The organism is Micrococcus sp. SL257, assembly GCF_026625585.1.
In the GTDB taxonomy this organism is placed as follows: Bacteria; Actinomycetota; Actinomycetes; order Actinomycetales; family Micrococcaceae; genus Micrococcus; species Micrococcus luteus.
Genome location: NZ_CP113053.1, coordinates 2,192,240 through 2,212,319, shown reverse-complemented (window position 1 = coordinate 2,212,319; position 20,080 = coordinate 2,192,240). Strand labels below are relative to the sequence as shown.

Below are 20,080 nucleotides of genomic sequence, written 5' to 3'. Positions count from 1 at the left end.
AGGAGCTCATCCCGTGGTGGCGGGTTGGGCTTGCCGGTCGGTGAGGGGTTCCAGGGCGGTGCGTCGGGTGGTGGCGGCGCGCAGGCCGTTGCCGATGACGATGACCTCGGCGACCTCGTGGACCAGGACCACGGCGGCCAGGCCGAGGACGCCGGTGATGGCCAGCGGCAGCAGCACGGCGATGATCAGCAGCGAGAGAATGATGTTCTGATTGATGATGGCCCGGCCGCGGCGGGCGTGGGCCAGAGCTTGGGGGATCAGGCGCAGGTCGTGGCCGGTGAAGGCGACATCGGCGGATTCGATGGCTGCGTCCGAGCCGGTGGCGCCCATGGCGATGCCGACCTCGGCGGCGGCCAGGGCGGGAGAGTCGTTGATGCCGTCACCGATCATCGCGGTGGGCCGGGTGCCGGTCAACTGGTGGACGGCGGTGGCCTTGTCCTCGGGGCGCAACTCGGCGCGCACGTCGTCGATGCCGGCCTGGTCGGCGATCGCCCGGGCGGTGCGGGCGTTGTCCCCGGTGAGCATGGTCAGGTCGATGCCCTGGCCGGTCAGGGTGGTCACGACGGTGGGGACCTCAGGGCGCAGTTCGTCACGGACCCCGATGGCCCCGGCGACCGCCCCGTCGCGGTGGATGATGACCACGGTCATGCCCTGGTCCTCCAGCCCCTGGACCTGGGCCGCCAGGGGGCCGGGGGCCAGCCAGCGGGGGCTGCCGACGGTGACGGTAGCCCCGTCCAGGCGGCCGGTGATCCCGTGCCCGGCGGTCTCGGTGACGCCCTCGGCCGCGGGCGTGTCCGGGGTGGCGGCGGTGATGGCCGCGGCCAACGGGTGGGTGCTGTGCTGTTCCAGTGCCGCGGCCCAGCCCAGCACTTGGTCCTCGGTGATGCCGGGGGCGGCGAGCACGGCGGTGACGGTGGGCTGGTTGCGGGTCAGGGTCCCGGTCTTGTCCACCGCCAGGTGGCGGATCCCGCCGAGGCGCTCGAAGGCGGCCCCGGATTTGATGACCACCCCGAACCGGCTGGCCGCGCCGATCGCCGAGACCACGGTGACCGGCACCGCGATGGCCAGCGCGCAGGGCGAGGCGGCCACCAACACCACCAGGGCGCGGGTGATCCACAGTTCCGGGTCCCCGAGCAGGGACCCGAGGGCCGCGACGAGCACGGCCAGGATGAGCACCCCGGGCACCAGGGGCTTCGCGATCCGGTCGGCCAGCCGGGCCCGGTCCCCCTTCTCGGCCTGGGCCTGTTCGACCAGGTGCACGATGGTGGTCAGGGAGTTGTCGGTGCCGGCGGCGGTGGCGTCAATCTCCAGGGCCCCGGCGGTATTGATCGACCCGGCCGAGACGGTGTCTCCCGGGCCGACCTCGACCGGGATGGACTCGCCGGTGATCGCCGAGGTGTCCAGGGAACTGCGCCCGGTACGCACGATCCCGTCGGTGGCGACCCGTTCCCCGGGCCGGACCACGAGCACCTGCCCGGGTCGCAGGTCCTTGGCCTCGACCTCCACCGTGGCCCCGCCGGCCCGGATGGTCGCGGTCTCGGGCACCAGTTTCAGCAGGGCGCGCAGGCCCGCCCGGGCCCGGTCCATGGCCTTGTCTTCCAGGGCCTCGGCGATGGAGTACAGGAACGCCAGGGCGGCGGCCTCCTCGATGTAGCCCAGGATCACCGCGCCGATGGCGCTGATCGTCATCAGCAGTCCGATCCCGAGCCGGCCCCGGGTGAACAATCCGCGCAGCGCCCCGGGCACGAAGGTCCAGGCGCCCAGCACCAGCCCGACCCAGAACACCACCGTGGCCACGAGACCGGCCCCGGACCATTCCAGGACCAGCCCGGTGAGGAACGCCAGCCCGGAGAGCGCCGGGAGCAGGATGGCTGCATCGCGCCACCACGGCCGGTGCTCCTCGTGCTCCTCGGGTGCACCGGGAGTGGGGGTCGGGGCCTCGCAGCCGCAGGCGGCGCTCACGAGGCCACCTCCGCCGTGTCGCAGCACCCGGGTACCGGGCAGCCCGGGTCCAGGCAGGGCGCGGAGGCATCCACCGCGAGGGTCACCTCGAGCAGACTGCTCAGCGCCCGGGCCAGGTGCGCATCGACGATCGCGTACCGGGTGCGGCGGCCCTGGTGCTCGACGGCCACGATCCCGCAGTCCCGCAGGCAGGCCAGGTGGTTCGACACGTTCGACCGGCTCAGCCCCAGGGCCTGGGCCAGCTCGGCCGGATACCCGGGGCCCTCCAGCAGGGACAGCAGGATCCGGGATCGGGTGGGGTCGGCCATCGCCCGGCCCAGCCGGTTCATCACGTCCAACCGTGTCGCAATCGTCAGCATGTGGTGAACTATACAGCCTGCGCTGTAGTCTCTTGCGGGGTTTCGCCCGGGCCGGGCGACCCCGATCGATTGAATCAGTGAGGACCCTCCGTGACTGCCCGTTGCTGCCCCACCTTCCCGCATCGCCGCTGCCGGGGCCGAGGAGGACGGCCATGAGCCTGGGTGGGTTCTTCGCCGAGATGGTCCAGTCCGGGGCACTGCTGGTGGCGATGCCGCTGGCCGTGGTCGCCGGGCTGGTGTCCTTCCTCTCCCCGTGCATCTTGCCGCTGGTGCCCGGATACCTGGGGTATGTCTCCGGGCTGGCCGACCCGCGCCGGGCGGACAACCGGCGCCGGGTGATGACCGGGGTGGGACTGTTCATTATGGGCTTCGCCGCGGTGTTCACCCTCTACGGGGCCGCCTTCGGGGTGATCGGCGGGTGGCTGTTGCAGTGGCAGGACGCGCTGATCCGGGCCTTGGGGGTGTTCGTGATCCTGATGGGCCTGGTGCTCATCGGCTGGCTGCCGTTCCTGCAGAACACCCGGCGGATGTCCTTCCAGCCCAGGACCGGGATCGCCGGGGCCCCGCTGCTCGGGGTGGTCTTCGGCCTGGGCTGGACCCCGTGTATGGGCCCGACCCTCAGCGCCGTGCTGGCGTTGAGCACCACCACCGGGGACCCCTGGCGCGGGGCCCTGCTGGGCTTCCTCTACTGTCTGGGCCTGGGCATCCCCTTCGTGCTGGTGGCGATGGGCCTGGACTGGGTCACCCGAACGCTGGGCTTCGTCCGCCGCCACATCCGCGCCTTCAACATCATCGGCGGGGTACTGCTGGTGCTCGTCGGGGTGCTGATGGTCACCGGGATCTGGACCCTGTGGATCTACCAGCTGCAGAACCTGGCCGGCACCTTCACCACCCCCGTCTAACCCCGCCCGCACACGCCCCCCACCTCACGGATTGGACCGCTCGTGACTTCCCCTGACCCCACCGCTTCCACCCCGTCTTCTCCCACCCCGTCCCGGCAGCGCCGGGCCAAGATCGTGGTCTGGGTGCTGCTGGGCCTGGTCGTGGCCGCCGCCCTCATCGGTTACCTTGTGGCCCGCGGGACCGCCACCGCCCAGCAGCAGGACCCCAACCAGTCCACCGCCCAGTCCACCGGGCAGTCGACTGGGTCTGCCGGTCAGTTGGTGCGGGAGAATAGCCGGGTGCTCTCGCAGGCCCCCAATGAGAAGGCCGTGCTGGTGGAGTTCCTGGACTTCGAGTGCGAGGCCTGCGCGGCGGCTTACCCCTTCGTGGAGGACCTGCGCGCCGAGTATGCGGACACCGTGACCTTCGTGCACCGGTACTTCCCGCTGCCGGGCCACCCGAACTCGGTCACCGCGGCCATCGCCGTGGAGGCCGCTGCCCAGCAGGGCGCCTACGAGTCGATGTACCAGAAGATGTTCGAGACCCAGACCGAGTGGAGCCACACCACGGAGGACCGCAGCCCGGTCTTCCGGGCCTACGCCGAAGAGTTGGGCCTGGACATGGCCGCCTACGATGCCGCGGTGGCCGACCCGGCCACCCGGGACCGGGTCGAGCTGGACGTGGCCGACGGCACCGCCCTGGGCGTGGCCGGGACCCCGACCTTCTACCTCGACGGTGAGCCGCTCACCGTGAACAGCCTGGAAGAGTTCACCGCCGCCGTCGAGGCCGCCACCCAGGACTGACCGCCCGGACCATCCGCGGCCACCCGGGCCAGAGCAGAGGACCGAGAGCAAAGGACTTCCCATGACCGACCGGCTCACCGAGCCCACCGCCCCGAGCGCCGCCTCCCCAGTATCGGCAGCCGGCCCGGCGCCGGCCCCGGCGTGGTTCACCGGGCGCCGGGCCTTCGGCCTGGTGCTGCTCGTCACCGGCGCCGTCGGCTGGATCGCCTCGGCGACCCTGGTCCTCGAACGCCTCGCCCTCTACGAGAACCCCGGCCACACCACCAGCTGTGACATCAACCCCTGGGTGTCCTGCGGACGGGTCATGGGCACCTGGCAGTCCGAGCTGTTCGGCTTCCCCAACCCGCTGATCGGCATCGTCGCCTTCGCCGTGGTGATCTCCACCGCGATGGTCGTGCTCTCCGGGGCCCGGCCCGGCCGCGGGTACTGGCTCGGGCTGCAGGCCGGGGTCACCCTCGGGATAGGGTTCGTGGCCTGGCTGTGGTTCCAGGCCCTGTACGAGATCTACATCCTCTGCCTGTACTGCATGATCGTCTGGGCGGCCATGATCCCCCTGTTCCTCCTGCTCACCGCCCGCAACCTCGCCCACGGCGTGATCCCCGCCCCGCCGGGGGTGGTCCGGTTCGCCACCGGCTGGGCCGGGACCCTCATCGCCGTCGCCTACGTCGCCGTCGCCGGCTCGGTCTTCGTCCAGTTCCTCCCCGCCTTCACCGGCTTCTGACCGGTCCTGGGGCGCGACCTCGCCATTATCGACTGAAGGCGCTATCATCGTCGTATGACGATGATTAAGGAGCCGGGGGTGTCCCCGGCGGCGGGCCTGGGCCCGGCGGCGGCGCTGTTCCACGGGTTCTCCGACCCCACCCGGTTGGCGATCCTGCGGCACCTGGCCACCGGGGAGCACAAGGTGCGCGAGCTGACCGAGCACCTCGGGTTGGCCCAGTCCACGGTCAGTGCGCACCTGGCCTGCCTGGCCGGCTGCGGGTTGGTGGCCTCCCGGCCGGTGGGCCGGGCCTCGCTGTACGCCCTGGCCGCCGAGCCCGAGCTGCTTCAGGTGCTGGCCGCCGCCGAGCGGCTGCTGACGGTCACCGGGCACGCGGTCGAGCTCTGCCCACACTCCGGCACCCCGGGCCCCGACGGCCCCGCCGTGGCCTGAGCCCGGTCCCGGAGAAGGAGGACACAGTTAATGGGTGCACACCACCACGCCTCGCCGGCGCACCGCTGGCGGCTGGCGGTCGCTTTCGCCATCACCACGGCGGTGCTGCTGGCCGAGGTGGCCGGGGCGCTGATCACCGGCAGCCTGGCCCTACTGGTGGACGCGGCGCACATGCTCACCGACGCTGGCGGGTTGCTGATGGCCCTGCTGGCCTCCACCCTGATGGCCCGGCCGCCCACGGCCCGGCGCACCTGGGGGTTCCTGCGCGCCGAGGTGTTGGCCGCCCTGGCCCAGGCCGCCATCCTGCTGGCCGTGGGTCTCTACGCCTTCATCGAGGGCCTGCAGCGACTGTTCGCCCCGCCCGAGGTAGCCTCCGGCCCTCTGCTGCTGTTCGGGATCCTCGGCTTGGCCGGTAACCTCGCCTCGCTGGCCGTCCTCGGCTCCGGCCGCGGGGCCAACCTGAACATGCGCGCCGCGTTCCTGGAGGTCCTCAACGATGCGCTGGGCTCGGTGGCCGTGATCGCCAGCGCCCTGGTCATCGCCACCACCGGCTGGGCGCAGGCCGACGCCGTGGCCGGGATGCTCATCGCCGTGTTGATTGTGCCCCGCGCCCTGAAGATCCTGGCCGAGGCCGCGCACATCCTGCTCGAATCCACCCCCCGGGACCTGGACCTCGCCGAGGTTCGGGACCACCTTGAAGCGGTGCCGCACGTGGTGTCCGTGCACGACCTGCACGCCTCCCAGATCGCCACCGGGGTCCCCGTGCTCAGCGCCCACGTCGTCGTCGAGGACCACTGCTTCCACGACGGGCACGCCCCCCAGATCCTGGACCAGCTCCAACACTGCGTCGCCGAGCACTTCGACGTGGCGATCGACCACTCCACCTTCCAACTCGAACCCGCCGCCCACGCCCACCACGAACACCCCACCCACCACTGACCCAGTGGGGCTGGTTGAGCAATAGACGCGTCCGCAGGAGGAACCCCCCACCGGACACACCCGCAGCCGACATGGATGAACAGTGGCACGCCACTAGGGACATCCCGCATGACCCGTCCGGTGGTCCGTCCCGCGACGGCACGTCATACGACACGCCCCCGGGTGGGTCACCATCGGCGGCACACAGCTCCGCAGCCCGCGGTGGTCATCGGCGTTGGGCCAGCACCTTCTGTCCGGCTTCGCGCAGTTCCCCCGTGGGTGAGACGTGGCGGTAGAGGGTCTGGCGGGTGATGCCCAGTTCCTTACACAGGGCACCGACGTTGGTGTCCTTGTTCCCCATCGAGGCCATCGCCAGGCGGATCTTGGCCGGGGTCATCTTGTAGGGCCGGCCGCCCTTGCGGCCTCGGGCCCGGGCCGAGGCCAGGCCGGCCTTGGTGCGTTCGGAGATCAGCTCGCGTTCGAACTCGGCCAGGGCGGCGAAGATCCCGAACACCAGCTTGCCGGAGGCGGTCGTGGTGTCAATCGCCGCCCCCTGGCCGGTGAGCACCTTCAGGCCCACGCCCCGCTCGGTGAGCTCGTGCACGATGTTGACCAGGTGGCGCAGGTCCCGGCCGAGTCGGTCCAGCTTCCACACCAGCAGGGTATCCCCGGCCCGCAGCGCTTTCAGGCACGCGGCCAGATGGGGACGGTCATCGCTCTTGCCGGAGGCCTTGTCCTCGTACAGAGCCTCCGGTTCCACGCCGGCTTCGAGCAGGGCGTCGCGTTGCAGGTCGGTGGCCTGGGAGCCGTCAGCCTTAGACACCCGCATGTACCCCACGAGCACCGCCCACCACCCCGGTCATTTATTCGATCGTTTATGTGACACGAGGCCCGCAGAGCGAGGTGTTGAGAAATATTGTCACGTAACCGGTCATTTATTCTACGTCTCGCAGACGGTCACGGCGCAGCTATGGTGACAGGTAGTCCGAAGGGATGCCGAGCTCGGTGAAATTGCTCCGGACGCCTTGGATCACTTCGTCGTTGTCGCGGCGGTACATCGTGCAGAAGTTGAAGAGTTGGCGGGCGGTCTCGGGGGTGGTCCGGGCTTCCTCGACGACGGCCTGAAAGTTCTTTTTGATCTCCTGCCAACGGATGGCGGTGGGGTCCGTGGTTTGTTCGGTGCTGCCGGGGTCGCGGGAAATGTCCGGTTGGGGCAGGAACACCTCGGCTTCGCGTCCGGGGCAGGTCATGGCCCGGGTTTCGAGCAGGTGTATCGCGGTGGCGGCGGCTTCCAGGGACTGGAGTTGGCGCTGATCGGAGAGTTCCTCGTAGGGGCGCCACGGGCCCTGTCCGGCGCGGACCGGGTGGCCGGTGCGGTCCCACACCTGTCGTGTCAGCCGGCCGGGTGCGCCGCATTCGATGATGGTCGCGCCGAGCTCGTCGAGCAGCGTCCTGAGTAGTCGGAACCAGAGGCCTGCGTGCACCCGGTGTCGGGGAAGGGCGACGGATCCTGTGGTCAGGGCCTGCCAGGTCCGCTGGTCCATGCTCCGGATCGCCGCCCCGACCGGTCGCGGCTCGGGCCTACCCGGCGAGACGTGCCAGAAGTCGTGGTAGCCCACCGGGCCGTTGTGGCGTTCGAGTCGGCAGTGGTGGACGGGGCAGGAGAGCATTAGGGGCACCAGCCACGCCAGTTGGTAGGGGCAGGGAGGGGTGGATTCCATGGTGCAGCGCGGACAGGCCCGGTGTTGCCAGCCGGCATCCGTGGGCAACCAGGCCCGCCAGTCCTCCACGGTACGGTCGCGTCTCCTTCCCCGGGGCAGCAGTACCGCCAGCTGGCGGGTATAGGTGGTGTAGGCCTCCGCCGCTGGCTCGAGTTGGTCCAGCAGCCAGGGGGTCTGCCCGCCGAGAGTCATGGCCCGTATGGTGTCGGTTCCGGTTCTGGTGCGGCCGGCTAGCTGGTTGATGAGTTCCTCCGGGGCGGCCACGTCCAGGTCCCCGGGGCGGGAGATGCAGAACCCGGTATCGAGAACGAGGTCCTCGACCTCGGCCCCGTAGCGGTGGGCTATCCGGCGCAGCCAGGAGGTGAGTGCCTCACCGGTGACCGGGGCCGGGTGCACCGGCCACCGAGTGCTCACAGCAGCTCGCGTTCGAAGACCCGGCGGCGTTCGGTCGGCCCGGTGTAGTTAGCCATCGTCAGGGTCCGGTGGTCGATGGCCTCGAGGCCGGACTCGACGGCGGTCACCGCGGCCGCGGTCAGCAGGTGGGCCAGCTCCCCGATGGTGCCCTCGCTGCGGGCCAGCAGGTAGCGGGCCATGTCCTCGGTGTCGATCACCGATGGTTTCCGGAGGGGGAAGGAGGCGGCGAAGCTGGCCAGCAGGGATCTCGCCTGGTCGTCGGCCTCCCAGAGCGGGAGCACGAAGGGTTCGAAGCGGGCGTGTCAGATGGTCTGTGTAAGCCGTACCGAGAGGAACGGTAAGAATCATGACCATGATCGACGAGAAGAACCCAGGCGAGCCCTCGGGCCAGGACCTGGTCGAGCAGCTGAAAGCCTCAGGGCAGCTTGATTCCCTATTCGCGCAGATCGACGCGGGCGGCGTCGAGCTCACCGGTGACGGCGGGTTCGTGCCCGCGCTGGTCAAGGCCGCGCTCGAGCGGGGCCTGCAGGCCGAGCTGACCAGCCATCTGGGCTACGAGAAGGGCTCGAGCGAGGCGCCGAAGCACGCCAACTCCCGCAACGGGACCACCCCGAAGACCGTGGAGTCCGAGGTCGGGCCGATCGAGCTGGACGTCCCGCGAGACCGGGGCGGGTCGTTCACCCCGCGCCTGGTGCCCAAGGGCCAGCGGCGCCTCGGGGGCCTGGATGACATGATCATCAGCCTCTATGCCGGCGGAATGACGATCCGGGACATCCAGCACCACCTGGCCTCCACGATCGGCACGGACCTGTCGCACGAGACGATCTCCAACATCACCGACGCCGTGAGCGAAGAGGTCCTGGCGTGGCAGTCGCGGCCGCTGGAGGAGTTCTATCCGGTGATCTATCTCGACGCAATCCGGATCAAGATCCGAGAGAACAGCCAGGTCCTCAACCGTGCCGCCTACATCGCCGTCGGCGTGGACCTCGAGGGCATCAAGCACGTGCTGGGGATCTGGGTCCAGGACACCGAGGGCTCGGCGTTCTGGGCCCACGTCTGCGCCGATCTCGCCAACCGGGGCGTGCAGGACGTGCTGATCGTGTGCTGCGACGGGCTCAAGGGCCTGCCGGAGGCGATCGAGGCGACGTGGCCGGACTCGATGGTCCAGACCTGCGTGGTTCACCTGATCCGGGCCGCGATGCGGTTCGTGGCCTACCAGGACCGCAAGAAGGTCGCCGCCGCGCTGAAGCCGATCTACACCGCCCCCAACGAAGAGACCGCGAGGAAGGCGCTGGCCGAGTTCGAGGCCTCCGAGCTCGGCACGAAGTACCCGTCTGCAGCCGCGACCTGGGCGAACTCCTGGGAGCGGTTCATCCCGTTCCTGCAGTTCCCACCCATGCTCCGCAAGGTCATCTACACGACCAACAGCATCGAGTCGCTGAACTTCCAGCTACGGAAGGTGACCAAGAACCGCGGCCACTTCCCCTCGACCGAGGCGGCGGTGAAGCTGCTCTGGCTGGCGATCTGCAACATCGAAGACAAACGCGCCGCCGAACGCGCTCGGGACCGGGGCAAACCCGCCGGCCAGCGCAAAGCCCAGGGCCGGCTCGTCGAAGGTCAGGCCGTCACGAACTGGAAGCAGGCCCTCGCCCAGCTCGCCGCGGCCTACCCCGACCGGATCAACCCCTACCTGTGACCACCCCGCTTACACAGACAAGTTGACACGCCCTTCGAAGCGGTTCTCCAACTGGTCATCGGAGCGCACCGCCAGGTAGGCCTCGCGGGTGCCGACCCCGACCAGCGGGATGCGCAGTTCGTTGCCCAGAAACCGCAGTAGGTTCAGGAACTCCCGACGGGTGTCCCCGCGACCGGCCAGCACGTTGTGCAGCTCATCAACGACCAGCATCCGCGCCCCGACCTCGCGCAGCAGGGACAAGGCGAGGCGTTCGAGCTCCACCAGACGAGGCCGGGGCCGCAGGGGTGCGCCCAGGACGGACAGGATCGCGGTGTAGAACCGCAAGGGTGATGGTTCCGAGGGCATCTGCACGCACACCACCGGGACCTGCTCCCGGTCCGGTTCGGAGCTGGGCGGGTGCTGCCGGCGGAAGCGCTCGATGATCATCGACTTGCCGTTGTTTGTCGGGCCCACCAGTAGCAGGTTGGGCATGCGCTGCTTCGCCGGCCAGCCGAGCATGGTCTCCAGACGCTCGACGGCCTCGACCGCCTTCGGGTAGCCGATCCAGCGGTCCGCGCGGATCCGCTGGACCCGCTCGGCCGCCGGCAATCGCGCCACCGGCTGCGCGGCCGGGTGCAAGTGGGACAGCTCCAGCGGCTCGTACTCGTTGGCATTCACCATTGCTCGATCTCCCCGAACCGGGCCACCACATCCAAGTCCGTTGGTACGACCGGTGGTTCCGGCACCGGGGGCGTCGGCCTCGTAGTGGTCGTCCCGGTCTGGGTGCGGCGTTGCCTCTCGCGGCGGGTGCGCTTGGTGGTCTTCTGGGCGGTCTCGGAGATGGTGCGCATCTGCTCGATCATCCGGAACAGGCCCGACTCGTCGACTTCGGTGGCCCCACGCTCGCGCAGCCGGGCCAGAGCCTGCCGGTGCTCCCACACGCTGACCGCCGGGTTCGACAACGCCCGATACGGGACCTCGATGTACGCGGTGCCCTCGGGGTCCAGCACCCAGATGCGGCTGATATCGCGCGGATCCCGCCGGATGAGGAACCGCTCCAGGGCCTCGCGGCGTGCGATCCACGGCTTGAGCGCATTGGCGAAATAGTGGACATGGTCCAGAACAAACCCGGTGCGCGTGAGCTTGCGGCGGAACACGGGCAGAAAGTCCACTAAGAACGCCGTCGGGTTGGCCGTCGTCATCGGGGTACTGGTCGCTGCGACCGACTCGACCCACCGTCCGGCCGGGGTCTGGCCCAGCGTGGAGTGCACCGTGCCGTGGTAGGTCGCCACAGCCAACACCAGCCACCGCTCCAACTCGGCAATCGTCAGTGCGGCCATCTTCTCGGCGTCGTACGCTCCACGCTCGACTGGGTTCGAAAACGTGGTCCCCGGCAGCTCGTGGATCTGTCGCATGGCCGTGCCGATGACCCGCTCGACGATCCCGCCGTAATGCGGCCGGCCCAGCGGGCGGTAGTCGAGGCTGATACCGTGCTGGTCGCACCCGCGGGTGAGCGCTTCGCTCTTGAACTCCCGAGCATTGTCCACATACAGGGCCTTCGGCTTGCCACTCATCGGCCAGGCCGCGTCGATTCCGAGCCGCTCCAGCCAGGGCCGCTTGTCACCGGCCGCATGGGCCAGGCACAACCCCACCGACACCGCCGAGGGCGGCTCCAAGGTCACCACCATTCCAACCAGACACCGACTGCCCACGTCGATGGCCACCGTCAGATACGGCCGTCCGATCGGCTGACGGTCACGGTCATCGACCACGATCAGATCCATGACCGTGTGATCGATCTGCACCTGGTCCAGGATCGACTCGACTACCGGAACCTCGTCCCCGGCCGATTGCAACGGCCGGACGCTCTCGGCCCCCTCGCGCCGCCGGCCCACCTCGACCGGATTCATCCGAGCGATCCGCGCGGCCACCGTGTTCCGTGCCGGAGCCGGCAGCCCCTGCACGGCGCAGGCCCGCGTGATCTCCCGATGCAGGGAGGCAATGCTGCGCTTCTGCCGGGTCAAGTACCGCTGGCGCACCAGCTCACGGATGATCTGCTCCACTGGCTCCGTCAGCCGGCCCCCACCCTTGCCACCATCCGATCGCCGGGGGACAAGATCAGTGACCAGGCCCGAGCCCCGCCGGTACCGCTCCAGCAGCACGTACACCCGGCGCCGGGAGATCCCCAGTTCCATCGCGGCTTCGTCGACGGCAGCCAGTCCCACTGGATCGTGCTCGGCCAGGCGACCGATCACCCCGGCCCGCAACCGGGCCTGCTCCCACTCACGCTCGGGCACCGCAAGCACGCCCGGTCCAGCCATCTCATCCTGGTCGCCGTCCACGCCCGCCTCCTCATAGAGAACAGGACTACTGAGCAGATGCGACGCTAGTGCACAGGACTACTGAACGACCAGGGCTCGGGAGTCGACGACACCACCCCCGAGAGGACGGGCCCGAGAGCGCAGTCGACTTCTGAAAATGACACGAGGACTGAGCTCGCCCGACGTACGGTGAAGGATCCCCTTACGGGCATGCGATCTGGGCTGACGCCTGTGACCGAGTGTTCAGTTCGCGCTGTATAGTTCAGTCCATGATGACTATTGCTTCGCGTCTCGACGTGATGAACCGCCTGGGTCGTGCACTGGCCGACCCCACTCGATCCCGGATCATCTTGACCCTGCTCGACCATCCCGCTTACCCGGCGGAACTGGCCCGAGATCTGAACCTGACACGCCCGAACGTGTCCAACCACCTGGCATGCCTGCGCGATTGCGGGATCGTCGTCTCCGAGCCCGAGGGTCGTCGGACACGATATGAGATCGCCGATTCGCACCTGGCGCAGGCGCTGACGGCACTGGTCGATGCCACCCTGGCAGTGGACGAAGACGCCCCGTGCATCGATCCCGCCTGCTCGCTTCCCGGATGCGACGCAGCTGGGGAGGGCGCATGATCCTCACCTCGGTCTTGCAGGCGATGGGCCTGTTCGCAGCGACCAACATCGACGACATCATCGTGCTCTCCCTCTTCTTCGCGCGAGGGGCAGGCCAGCGCGGCACTACCGCCCGCATTCTGGCCGGCCAGTACCTCGGATTCGCCGGCATCCTCGGTGCCGCGGTCCTGGTGACCATCGGCGCCGGAGCATTCCTGCCCTCGGCAGCCATCCCGTACTTCGGTCTCATCCCGCTGGGCCTCGGCCTATGGGCCGCATGGCAGGCCTGGCGCGGAGACGATGACGACGATGACGACGAGGCCAAGGTTGCCGGCAAGAAGGTCGGCGTGTGGACAGTCGCAGGCGTCACCCTTGCCAACGGCGGCGACAACATCGGCGTCTACACCCCTGTCTTCCTCAGCGTGGAACCTCTCGCAGTAGTCGCCTACTGCATCGTCTTCCTCGCGCTCGTCGCGGTCCTGGTGGCCCTGGCAAAGTTCGTCGCCACCCGCCCCCCGATCGCCGAAGTGCTCGAACGCTGGGAGCACGTCCTCTTCCCCATCGTTCTCATCGGCCTCGGCATCGTGATCCTCGTCAGCGGCGGAGCCTTCGGACTCTGACGTAGCGGCAGCGATCCAAACGGCCCCGACCGGGCGCACCCCTCTCGGTTCAGACCGCGACACCTACCTGCAGCCAGTCCTGCGTGATCGCGGCAACAAGACCGCCACGGAGCGCTGCAAAAACCCCGCCACCAAGCGAACGAAGCCACAGCTACTTGAGCGGTATCCACAGGCCACCGGGTACGGGTAGGGGAGCGGAGCGATACGCAGAGGCACGTGGTCGGCGTCTAGGGCATGTCTGACAATCGTTTGGACCATGCGATCACAGCATTCAGCACCACAGCGGACCGGTAGACGATCGCGTACTTGTCATACCGGGTCGCCAGACCCCGCCACTGCTTCAGGTGCGCGTACTGACGCTCGATGACGTTGCGGCCCTTGTAGGCGTCCGCGTCGAGGCTGACGGGGCGCCCGCCGCGGGCACCGCGCCGTCTGCGGTGGCCCTGCTGGTCGGCCGGTTCGGGGATGACCGCTTTGATCCCACGGGCACGTAGGTGGGTGCGGATCGCCCGGGAGGAGTACGCCTTATCGCCCAGCACGGCCTCGGGGCGGGTCCGGGGCCGCCCTACTGGCCGGGTCACGCGCAGCTGCGCCAGAAGAGGAAGCAGCATCGGGGAGTCCCCTGCCTGGCCGGGGGTGATCAGGCTGACCAGCGGCAGCCCGGTCCCGTCGACGAGCTGATGGATCTTCGTGCTCAGCCCGCCACGGGAGCGCCCGATGCCGTGATCGGCCGGCTCCTCACGCGGATTCTTGTAGTTCGATCCATCCCCCTGTGTGGCGGGTGATGTTCGTCGCGTGCTGATGCGCGCGGGCGATCGTGGAGTCCACCGAGACCGACCAATCGATCAGGCCTTCGGCGTCAGCGGCGGCGGTCAGCGTGGCCAGCACCGTGTCCCAGGTGCCCTCTTCGGCCAAGCGCCGATGCCAGGTCCACACGGTCTGCCAGGGCCCGTAGACCTCGGGCAGATCCCTCCAAGCGATTCCGCACCGGTACCGGTAGATGATCGCCTCCACCATGGTGCGGGCGTCGGCGAACGGCCTGCCGGCGCGGCCGGTCCGGGTCGGGAGCATCGGGGCGATCAACTCCCATTGGGTGTCAGAGAGCATCTGGAACCGGGACATGTCCCCAGGGTCTCAGCTGACTCGTGCATCTATTCTCAGACACGCCCTAGGCGGGTATACCCACTAGGCGCATGTGTCAGAGCCAGTTGGGTGCTGCTGGACAGAGGTGCCAGGGTGCGATCTTGCTTGACAGGGTTGCCCATCATCGCGCTCGACGGATTCGTCGATCCGGCCTTCTCCAACCGCGCGCTGGCTCGCTTACCCGTTGGGCTTGGCCTCGGATTCATGGACGTCATTCTGGAGTAGCGCGATGATCTGCTTTGCGGTTTCACTCCGGTGGTCCTGTGAGATGGGCCTGCTTCCGATCAGGTCGTTGACCCAGAGCCCGTCAGCAGCGAGCAGGGCGAGCGAGGTCATCTGGTCGCGCTCAGCTTCGTCTCGTTCGCTACGTCCGGTCCATCGGTCGATGAGGTCTTCCCAGATCGCCTTGTGCTGGGTGTGCTGGCTGTCGAGAATCAGCTGGAACTCGGCGCGGGAGGCGGCTGTCGAACAAGTGAGTATGTAGGCGGTCAGGCGCTCCATCGGCGTTGCCTCAGCGGTCGGCTTTCCACAGGCGATCTCTAACTGCCGCTCCCAGCGATCAGCGAGTCTCTGGTGGATCGCAGCGATCAAGTCGTCTCGTGACGGGAAGTGGTAGATGATCCCGGCCCTGGTGATCCCTGCAGCGGCCGCGACAGAGTCAAACGTGACTGCTGTGATCCCGTCTTCCTCGATCACTTGGATCGCGGCGTCGAGGATCATGGTCTTCTTGCTCTCACGCACCATCATGCGCCCCTCCGATTGGTTCAGTGGTTTTCGGCGTACTCCATTGCCTCGCTGCCGCGCCCGTAAGCGCGGAGCAGCCGATTGGTCAGAGCGGCTCCACTAGCCAGCATGACAGCGAGGACGATCATCGTGACCAAATAGGCCGTGTCGTAGGCGGAGGTGGCGGCTGCGATCACGTCGAGATCTCCGTCGGCGATCCCGAGGGCATCGGCAATGCTCTCCCCCGCTGCGGCGGGAGTGCCATCCGGGAGTCGGACGACTGTGGCGTAGACGAAGGTCAGGAGGCTCCCGAGGAGTGCTACAGCCGAGAGGGAGCCCATCTCATAGGAGACTTCTTCGATCGAGGCCGCCATGCCGGCCTTTCGCGGAGGCGCGTTGCCCATAATGGCGGCGGAAGCGACGGCGAAGGTGCCGCCCAGGCCGAAGCCGGTCACGATGAAGCTGACGACCAGCAGGGGTAGTGATCCGTTCGCAGAGGCCAGCACGGCGAGAGCTAGTCCTAGGGCGGCGATGGCGAGGCTGCCGGAGATAATGATCCGCAGGCCCACGATGTGCAGGATCGCGGCCCCTAGGACACCTGAGGGCAGGGCGCCAAGCGCGGTGGCTGCGACTAGCAGGCCTGCTTGCAGGGGGGTGAAGCCCTCGACGAGCTGGAAGCGCTGTGTGGTCGCGAGCTGGGCGCCAGCGATGGTGAACATCGCGAAGAAGGCTGCCAGAGAGCCGCCAGCGAAGGCGCGGTTGCGGAAGATGGAGAACTCGATGAGTGGTTCTTCCAATCGGCCCTGGCGTCGCACGAAGAGGACGAACCCGATGACTGCTGACGCCAGCGCCCCTGCGATCAGAACCCAGTTCTGTGGAATATGGGCCAGTTCCTTGATGACGAGCACGGTGCCCACCAGCCCGACCATCGCATAGAGGGATGAGACGAGATCCCACTTCTTCGACGGATCGGGATGGTTGTGCGGCGCGATGATTGCGGTCGCCACAAGTGCGATGGCAACAACGGGGACATTGATGAGGAAAACAGATCCCCACCAGAACCGTTCGAGAAGGGCGCCGCCGAGAATGGGTCCGAGCGCTGCCCCCGCGATCGACAGGCTCCCCCAGATGGCGATGGCGATGTTGCGCTCACGAGGATCGTCGAACGCGAGGCGGATCAGAGCAAGCGTGGCGGGCATCATCGCTGCGGCCCCCACAGCGAGGAGTGCCCTGGCGCCGATCAGGAAGGCAGGGTTGGGCGAGAATGCCGCTGCCAGTGATGCGGCACCGAAGATCCACAGGCCGACGACGAACATTCGGCGGTGGCCGATGCGATCGCCCAGTGTGCCTGCTCCCAAGAGGAGGCCAGCCATGACCAGGGGGTAGGCGTTGATGATCCACAGTGTCGAGGATCCGGACGCGCCGAGGTCTGCGGTCAACGTAGGCAAGGCGGTGTAGAGGATCGAATTGTCGAGGGTGATGAGTAGCAGGCCGGCCCCCACGGTCATGAGCAGCCACCACCGCCGCGGCGATGATCCAACGTCGTTCACTGTTGTACCCCTGTCCTCTGCCTGTAGTCGCATCAACGAAACTATACTAACAGGTTAGTAAAGTAAACGTCAACGCTCCGACAGAGGGATGCCTCACAATCCAGCTGGGTGTTCATTGCCCCATCCCGGCGTCAAGCCGGGTATACCCCTTTACACGTCCCTGCCGCCTACGAGACCATCACGTCAGAGTGGGTCCCAAATCGGGTCGTTGGACACAATTGACGGAGGGTCTTAAACATGGTTGGACAGACGGTGGCCTATGTGCGGGTGAGCTCGGCGGAGCAGAACCTGGACCGTCAGCTCGAGGCGGTGGGGGAGTGTGACCGGATCTTCCAGGACAAGATCAGCGGCAGCTCCAGGGCCAAGCGCACCGGGCTGGCGGAGCTGATGGCCTACGTCCGGGAGGGTGACCTGGTGAAGGTCGCCTCGATGGACCGCCTGGGCCGCGACACCCGGGACCTGTACGCGATCGTGGACGAGCTCACCGACAAGGGATGCGCGGTGCAGTTCGTGTCCGAGCGGATCATCGTGGACAAGTCCGGCACCTCCCCAGTAGATGGGCTCATGCTAGGCATCCTGGCGGCGTTCGCTGAGTTCGAGCGCCGGCGGATCAAGGAGCGCCAGGCCGAGGGCATCGCCCTAGCCAAAGCCCGCGGCAAGTACGTCCAGGCCCCGAAGCTCTCGGACACCGACGTGGAGCAGGCGCGCGTGATGATCGAGATGGGGATCCCGAAGGCGGAGGTGGCGCGCGCGTTCGGGGTGAGCCGGCAGACGCTGTACACCTCGCTGTCCCGGGGTGCGAGAAAAGAAGTACCCTCCGATCTATGAGCAAGGCGACGCCCCTGCTCCCGCTCTTGAAAGGACGCTTGATGAGTTTTCCCGAGTTGGTCAACGCCTACGCGGTGTCAGCGCGGGAGAACCTGCGTGGTCCAGGGCAGGCAGAGGCGGCGCTCTCAGCACCCGTGGCTGCTCTGATGCGCGGTGTGGGGGAGCTGGTAGGGCGCCGAGTTGTAGCCCACAGTGAGGTCACCGTGGTCGGGGACGAGGGCGAGGCCGTCCGTCCGGACTTCGGGGTGCGCGTCGACGGTGTGCTGACTGAATCGCCCCGGGTTTGTTAGAGGCTCGTAAGTGCCGCCCCGGCAGGCGCCGGCACGGGATTCTCATGATGGTAGACGTCCTCGAACTCGACCGGAGGAACCATCCCGATCTCGCCGTGCACACGCCGATGGTTGAACCAGTCGATGTACTCCGCGACCGCGATCTCCAGGCCCTCGATGGACTTGAATGGCCCCTTGTTCCGGATCAGCCCCGCCTTGAACAGCGAGTTGAACGCCTCCGCGAGGGCATTGTCATACGAGTCCCCCGTCGAGCCGACTGAGGCGACTGCGCCGGCCTGGGCGAGCCGCTGGGTGTATCGCACGGCGACGTACTGGACTCCTTTATCGCTGTGATGCCGTAGCCCGGCCACGTCTTGGCCTGCACGCTGACGCGTCCAGAACGCCATCTCGAGGGCATCCAGGGCCAGGTCCGTGCGCAGCGACTTCGACAGCTGCCAGCCCAGCACCCGTCGGGAGAACACGTCGATGATGAACGCGGCGTACACCCATCCGCTGAAAGTGCGGCAGTAGGTGATGTCTTACGACCCACAGCTGGTTCGGAGCCGCCGCGGTGAAGTCGCGCTGCACCAGGTCCTGACGCTCATCCGGGCCGCGGCCTGGGACCGTGGTCCTCGGGCCCTTCGCGCGGCTGATCCCGCGCAGGCCTGCGGCTCGCATGAGCCGCTCCACCGTGCACCTGGCCACCTGCAGGCCCTCCCGCCGCAGTTGCGCGTGGACCTTTCGGGCCCCGTAGACCCCGTAGTTGGCCTCATGCACCCGCCGGATCTCCACGAGCACCTGCTCATCGCGCAGGCTGCGCGCTGAAGGAGGGCGCGTCTTGGCCGCGTAATACGTGCTCGGTGCGATCTGCGTGCCTGCTGCGGAGAGCGTGGTGCAGATCGGCTCGACACCGAACTCGTGCTTGTGTTCGTCGATATAGTCCACGATCAGCGCTGTGGGCGGTCGAGCTCCGCCGCGAAGAAAGCCGACGCCGAGCGCAGGATCGCGTTCGCCCGCCGCAGTTCACGGTTCTCCTTCTCCAGCTCGGCCACCCGGGCGGCTTCGCTGGTCGTGATCCCGGGGCGGTGGCCACCGTCGATCTCGGCTTGGCGGACCCAGTTGCGCAGCGTCTCGGGATTGATCCCGAGCTGTTCTCCCACACGGCGGAACGCTCCGGTCCTCGTGGCGGGGTCTTGACGGGCTTCCAGCGTCATCCGCGTGGCGCGTTCGCGGAGCTCGTCGGGGTACTTCCGTGGTGCAGGCATGCTCTGCATCCTTCCGTTGGATCAGAGCCTCCACCAGACCCGGAGCGATTCAGTCCTTCGCGTCCAGCACGCTGAGCGATCGCTGCTCCTCGTTGTATGCGGCAACGGTGGTGCCGCTGGTGCGTTCATTGCTCGACGCGGAGCGGTGCTCCCACGTGAAGCGGTCTCGCTCGCGGCGACTGCCCGAGATAGTGACGACCTCCTGTTCGCCGGCGACCGACGTGCTTCGGCTCGACCAGGTCACACGTGAGCCCAGGGCCAGGGCGCGGAGGCGCCCCTCGCCGAGCTTCCCGTGAAGCGTGCGCTTGTCGTTCTTCGACTTCTCGGCACGTTGCTTCCAGGAGCCACCGATGCGCCCGAAAGTGGACTCCACCTCTGCGCTTGCGATGCCGTGACCATCGTCGATGACACGCACTTCGTCGATGGCCTCCGACTCGCTGCGCTTCAGGGTGACGTCGACGGTACTGGCCTCGGCATCGATGGCGTTCCAGATCAGCTCGACGACGGCACGCACGGGGTCGCCCTCGTGGGCGATGCGGGCCACGTGGTCGTCGCTGGCCCGGAGCCTCAGGTCTGCCATGATCAGAGCCTACGTCGCCCGTGCGACACGACTGGTTAGGCGACGCAGGTGGGTCGCCTGCGAGGCCGTGGGCTACGATCGATATCGACTAAAACCGCAGGTCAGAGTAAAATCAGGGCAGATTGCGACGCTCGGTCGAGGCGTTCTGCCTCCCGGTCGTGACGCATGTCTACGCCGATCGTGACGGTGTCGGAGTCTCCGAAAGTCAGAGGCCCCCGATACCGTGAGATCAGCGACCCACCGATATTTAACGCGCCGCAGTGCGCAGGAGACGAACACGACATGA

At 67.9% G+C, this 20,080-nt stretch carries 18 protein-coding genes, 3 pseudogenes and 1 other annotated feature; of the genes and pseudogenes, 9 read left to right on the top strand and 12 right to left on the bottom strand.

The features are described 5' to 3' along the window. Nucleotides 1-6: 6 nt before the first annotated feature. The gene (locus OVA32_RS10230; protein WP_170721174.1) at nucleotides 7-1,962 is read right to left on the bottom strand and encodes a heavy metal translocating P-type ATPase; all 1,956 of its coding nucleotides are present in this window, start codon (nucleotides 1,960-1,962) and stop codon (nucleotides 7-9) included. Continuing rightward, the gene (cmtR, locus tag OVA32_RS10225; protein WP_060775722.1) at nucleotides 1,959-2,321 is read right to left on the bottom strand and encodes a Cd(II)/Pb(II)-sensing metalloregulatory transcriptional regulator CmtR; all 363 of its coding nucleotides are present in this window, start codon (nucleotides 2,319-2,321) and stop codon (nucleotides 1,959-1,961) included. The genes OVA32_RS10230 and cmtR (OVA32_RS10225) overlap by 4 nt, the downstream gene beginning before the upstream one ends. Nucleotides 2,322-2,473: 152 nt before the next feature. Between cmtR (OVA32_RS10225) and OVA32_RS10220 the strand changes: the two genes are divergently transcribed. From OVA32_RS10220 to OVA32_RS10200, 5 genes are all read left to right on the top strand, one after another. Beyond that, nucleotides 2,474-3,223 carry a cytochrome c biogenesis CcdA family protein gene (locus OVA32_RS10220; protein ID WP_036313837.1) on the top strand — a complete coding sequence of 250 codons (750 nt, stop codon included), beginning with the start codon at nucleotides 2,474-2,476 and terminating at the stop codon, nucleotides 3,221-3,223. A gap of 42 nt (nucleotides 3,224-3,265) precedes the next feature. Next, nucleotides 3,266-4,006 carry a DsbA family protein gene (locus tag OVA32_RS10215; protein WP_036313834.1) on the top strand — a complete coding sequence of 247 codons (741 nt, stop codon included), beginning with the start codon at nucleotides 3,266-3,268 and terminating at the stop codon, nucleotides 4,004-4,006. Nucleotides 4,007-4,067: 61 nt separating this feature from the next. Then, nucleotides 4,068-4,727, top strand: coding sequence for a vitamin K epoxide reductase family protein (locus OVA32_RS10210; RefSeq protein WP_036313831.1), 660 nt, complete (start codon nucleotides 4,068-4,070; stop codon nucleotides 4,725-4,727). 54 nt (nucleotides 4,728-4,781) lie between these two features. Then, a complete protein-coding gene (locus OVA32_RS10205) occupies nucleotides 4,782-5,159 on the top strand; it encodes an ArsR/SmtB family transcription factor (RefSeq protein WP_248087106.1) in 378 nt (125 codons plus the stop codon). A 30-nt stretch (nucleotides 5,160-5,189) separates the two neighbouring features. After that, the gene (locus tag OVA32_RS10200) at nucleotides 5,190-6,098 is read left to right on the top strand and encodes a cation diffusion facilitator family transporter (protein ID WP_248087109.1); all 909 of its coding nucleotides are present in this window, start codon (nucleotides 5,190-5,192) and stop codon (nucleotides 6,096-6,098) included. Between the two features lie 205 nt (nucleotides 6,099-6,303). On the opposite strand, the gene OVA32_RS10195 is transcribed toward OVA32_RS10200, so the two are convergent. From OVA32_RS10195 to OVA32_RS10185, 3 genes and pseudogenes are all read right to left on the bottom strand, one after another. Beyond that, a complete protein-coding gene (locus OVA32_RS10195; RefSeq protein WP_036313821.1) occupies nucleotides 6,304-6,921 on the bottom strand; it encodes a recombinase family protein in 618 nt (205 codons plus the stop codon). A gap of 124 nt (nucleotides 6,922-7,045) precedes the next feature. Continuing rightward, nucleotides 7,046-8,212 (bottom strand): TniQ family protein, encoded by a 1,167-nt coding sequence (locus OVA32_RS10190; RefSeq protein WP_248087112.1) that lies wholly within the window; start codon nucleotides 8,210-8,212, stop codon nucleotides 7,046-7,048. Further along, a pseudogene (locus OVA32_RS10185) lies at nucleotides 8,209-8,508 on the bottom strand (transposase); the annotation flags it as partial. The gene OVA32_RS10190 and the pseudogene OVA32_RS10185, both read right to left, overlap by 4 nt. A 56-nt stretch (nucleotides 8,509-8,564) precedes the next feature. On the opposite strand from OVA32_RS10185, the gene OVA32_RS10180 reads away from it, so the two are divergent. Continuing rightward, nucleotides 8,565-9,908 carry an IS256-like element ISMlu11 family transposase gene (locus tag OVA32_RS10180; protein WP_042752856.1) on the top strand — a complete coding sequence of 448 codons (1,344 nt, stop codon included), beginning with the start codon at nucleotides 8,565-8,567 and terminating at the stop codon, nucleotides 9,906-9,908. 33 nt (nucleotides 9,909-9,941) lie between these two features. Here the strand turns inward: OVA32_RS10180 and OVA32_RS10175 are convergent. Together OVA32_RS10175 and OVA32_RS10170 are read right to left on the bottom strand one after the other, a co-directional pair. Beyond that, nucleotides 9,942-10,568 (bottom strand): annotated as a pseudogene (locus tag OVA32_RS10175) (TniB family NTP-binding protein); the annotation flags it as partial. Then, nucleotides 10,562-12,229, bottom strand: coding sequence for a Mu transposase C-terminal domain-containing protein (locus OVA32_RS10170; protein ID WP_420709529.1), 1,668 nt, complete (start codon nucleotides 12,227-12,229; stop codon nucleotides 10,562-10,564). The pseudogene OVA32_RS10175 and the gene OVA32_RS10170, both read right to left, overlap by 7 nt. Before the next feature lie 248 nt (nucleotides 12,230-12,477). On the opposite strand from OVA32_RS10170, the gene cmtR (OVA32_RS10165) reads away from it, so the two are divergent. Together cmtR (OVA32_RS10165) and OVA32_RS10160 are read left to right on the top strand one after the other, a co-directional pair. Next, complete coding sequence (gene cmtR, locus OVA32_RS10165) at nucleotides 12,478-12,837, top strand: Cd(II)/Pb(II)-sensing metalloregulatory transcriptional regulator CmtR (protein ID WP_248087118.1); 360 nt, start codon at nucleotides 12,478-12,480, stop codon at nucleotides 12,835-12,837. Then, the gene (locus OVA32_RS10160) at nucleotides 12,834-13,436 is read left to right on the top strand and encodes a cadmium resistance transporter (protein ID WP_036381382.1); all 603 of its coding nucleotides are present in this window, start codon (nucleotides 12,834-12,836) and stop codon (nucleotides 13,434-13,436) included. The genes cmtR (OVA32_RS10165) and OVA32_RS10160 overlap by 4 nt, the downstream gene beginning before the upstream one ends. A gap of 227 nt (nucleotides 13,437-13,663) precedes the next feature. Here OVA32_RS10160 and OVA32_RS10155 read toward each other — a convergent pair. The 3 genes from OVA32_RS10155 to OVA32_RS10145 all read right to left on the bottom strand — a co-directional run bounded on the left by OVA32_RS10155 (nucleotide 13,664) and on the right by OVA32_RS10145 (nucleotide 16,810). Beyond that, a protein-coding gene (locus OVA32_RS10155; RefSeq protein WP_119217444.1) for an IS5 family transposase occupies nucleotides 13,664-14,558 on the bottom strand; the annotation gives its coding sequence in 2 pieces (ribosomal slippage) (nucleotides 13,664-14,200 and nucleotides 14,202-14,558; 894 coding nt in all). 198 nt (nucleotides 14,559-14,756) lie between these two features. Then, complete coding sequence (locus tag OVA32_RS10150; RefSeq protein WP_081339297.1) at nucleotides 14,757-15,326, bottom strand: TetR/AcrR family transcriptional regulator; 570 nt, start codon at nucleotides 15,324-15,326, stop codon at nucleotides 14,757-14,759. Nucleotides 15,327-15,343: 17 nt separating this feature from the next. After that, on the bottom strand, nucleotides 15,344-16,810 hold the full coding sequence (locus OVA32_RS10145; protein ID WP_248087497.1) for an MFS transporter: 1,467 nt from the start codon (nucleotides 16,808-16,810) through the stop codon (nucleotides 15,344-15,346). Between the two features lie 279 nt (nucleotides 16,811-17,089). Here OVA32_RS10145 and OVA32_RS10140 point away from each other — a divergent pair, with 279 nt between their 5' ends. Beyond that, nucleotides 17,090-17,680, top strand: coding sequence for a recombinase family protein (locus OVA32_RS10140; RefSeq protein WP_248087494.1), 591 nt, complete (start codon nucleotides 17,090-17,092; stop codon nucleotides 17,678-17,680). Nucleotides 17,681-17,966: 286 nt separating this feature from the next. On the opposite strand, the pseudogene OVA32_RS10135 reads toward OVA32_RS10140, so the two are convergent. Further along, nucleotides 17,967-19,214: pseudogene (locus tag OVA32_RS10135) on the bottom strand (IS3 family transposase). Further along, nucleotides 18,808-18,936: a sequence feature (AL1L pseudoknot), on the bottom strand. Its footprint overlaps the pseudogene before it by 129 nt. A gap of 49 nt (nucleotides 19,215-19,263) precedes the next feature. Beyond that, nucleotides 19,264-19,794, bottom strand: coding sequence for an ATP-binding protein (locus OVA32_RS10130; RefSeq protein ID WP_248087491.1), 531 nt, complete (start codon nucleotides 19,792-19,794; stop codon nucleotides 19,264-19,266). Nucleotides 19,795-20,080 lie beyond the last annotated feature (286 nt).

Coding starts and splice junctions, on each gene's coding strand:
- cmtR (WP_060775722.1), bottom strand. CDS start 2,321: ATGCTGACGATTGCGACACGGTTGGACGTGATGAACCGGCTGGGCCGG.
- OVA32_RS10220 (WP_036313837.1), top strand. CDS start 2,474: ATGAGCCTGGGTGGGTTCTTCGCCGAGATGGTCCAGTCCGGGGCACTG.
- OVA32_RS10210 (WP_036313831.1), top strand. CDS start 4,068: ATGACCGACCGGCTCACCGAGCCCACCGCCCCGAGCGCCGCCTCCCCA.
- OVA32_RS10205 (WP_248087106.1), top strand. CDS start 4,782: ATGACGATGATTAAGGAGCCGGGGGTGTCCCCGGCGGCGGGCCTGGGC.
- OVA32_RS10200 (WP_248087109.1), top strand. CDS start 5,190: ATGGGTGCACACCACCACGCCTCGCCGGCGCACCGCTGGCGGCTGGCG.
- OVA32_RS10180 (WP_042752856.1), top strand. CDS start 8,565: ATGATCGACGAGAAGAACCCAGGCGAGCCCTCGGGCCAGGACCTGGTC.
- cmtR (WP_248087118.1), top strand. CDS start 12,478: ATGATGACTATTGCTTCGCGTCTCGACGTGATGAACCGCCTGGGTCGT.
- OVA32_RS10160 (WP_036381382.1), top strand. CDS start 12,834: ATGATCCTCACCTCGGTCTTGCAGGCGATGGGCCTGTTCGCAGCGACC.
- OVA32_RS10150 (WP_081339297.1), bottom strand. CDS start 15,326: ATGATGGTGCGTGAGAGCAAGAAGACCATGATCCTCGACGCCGCGATC.
- OVA32_RS10145 (WP_248087497.1), bottom strand. CDS start 16,810: ATGACCGTGGGGGCCGGCCTGCTACTCATCACCCTCGACAATTCGATC.
- OVA32_RS10140 (WP_248087494.1), top strand. CDS start 17,090: ATGGTTGGACAGACGGTGGCCTATGTGCGGGTGAGCTCGGCGGAGCAG.
- OVA32_RS10130 (WP_248087491.1), bottom strand. CDS start 19,794: ATGGCAGACCTGAGGCTCCGGGCCAGCGACGACCACGTGGCCCGCATC.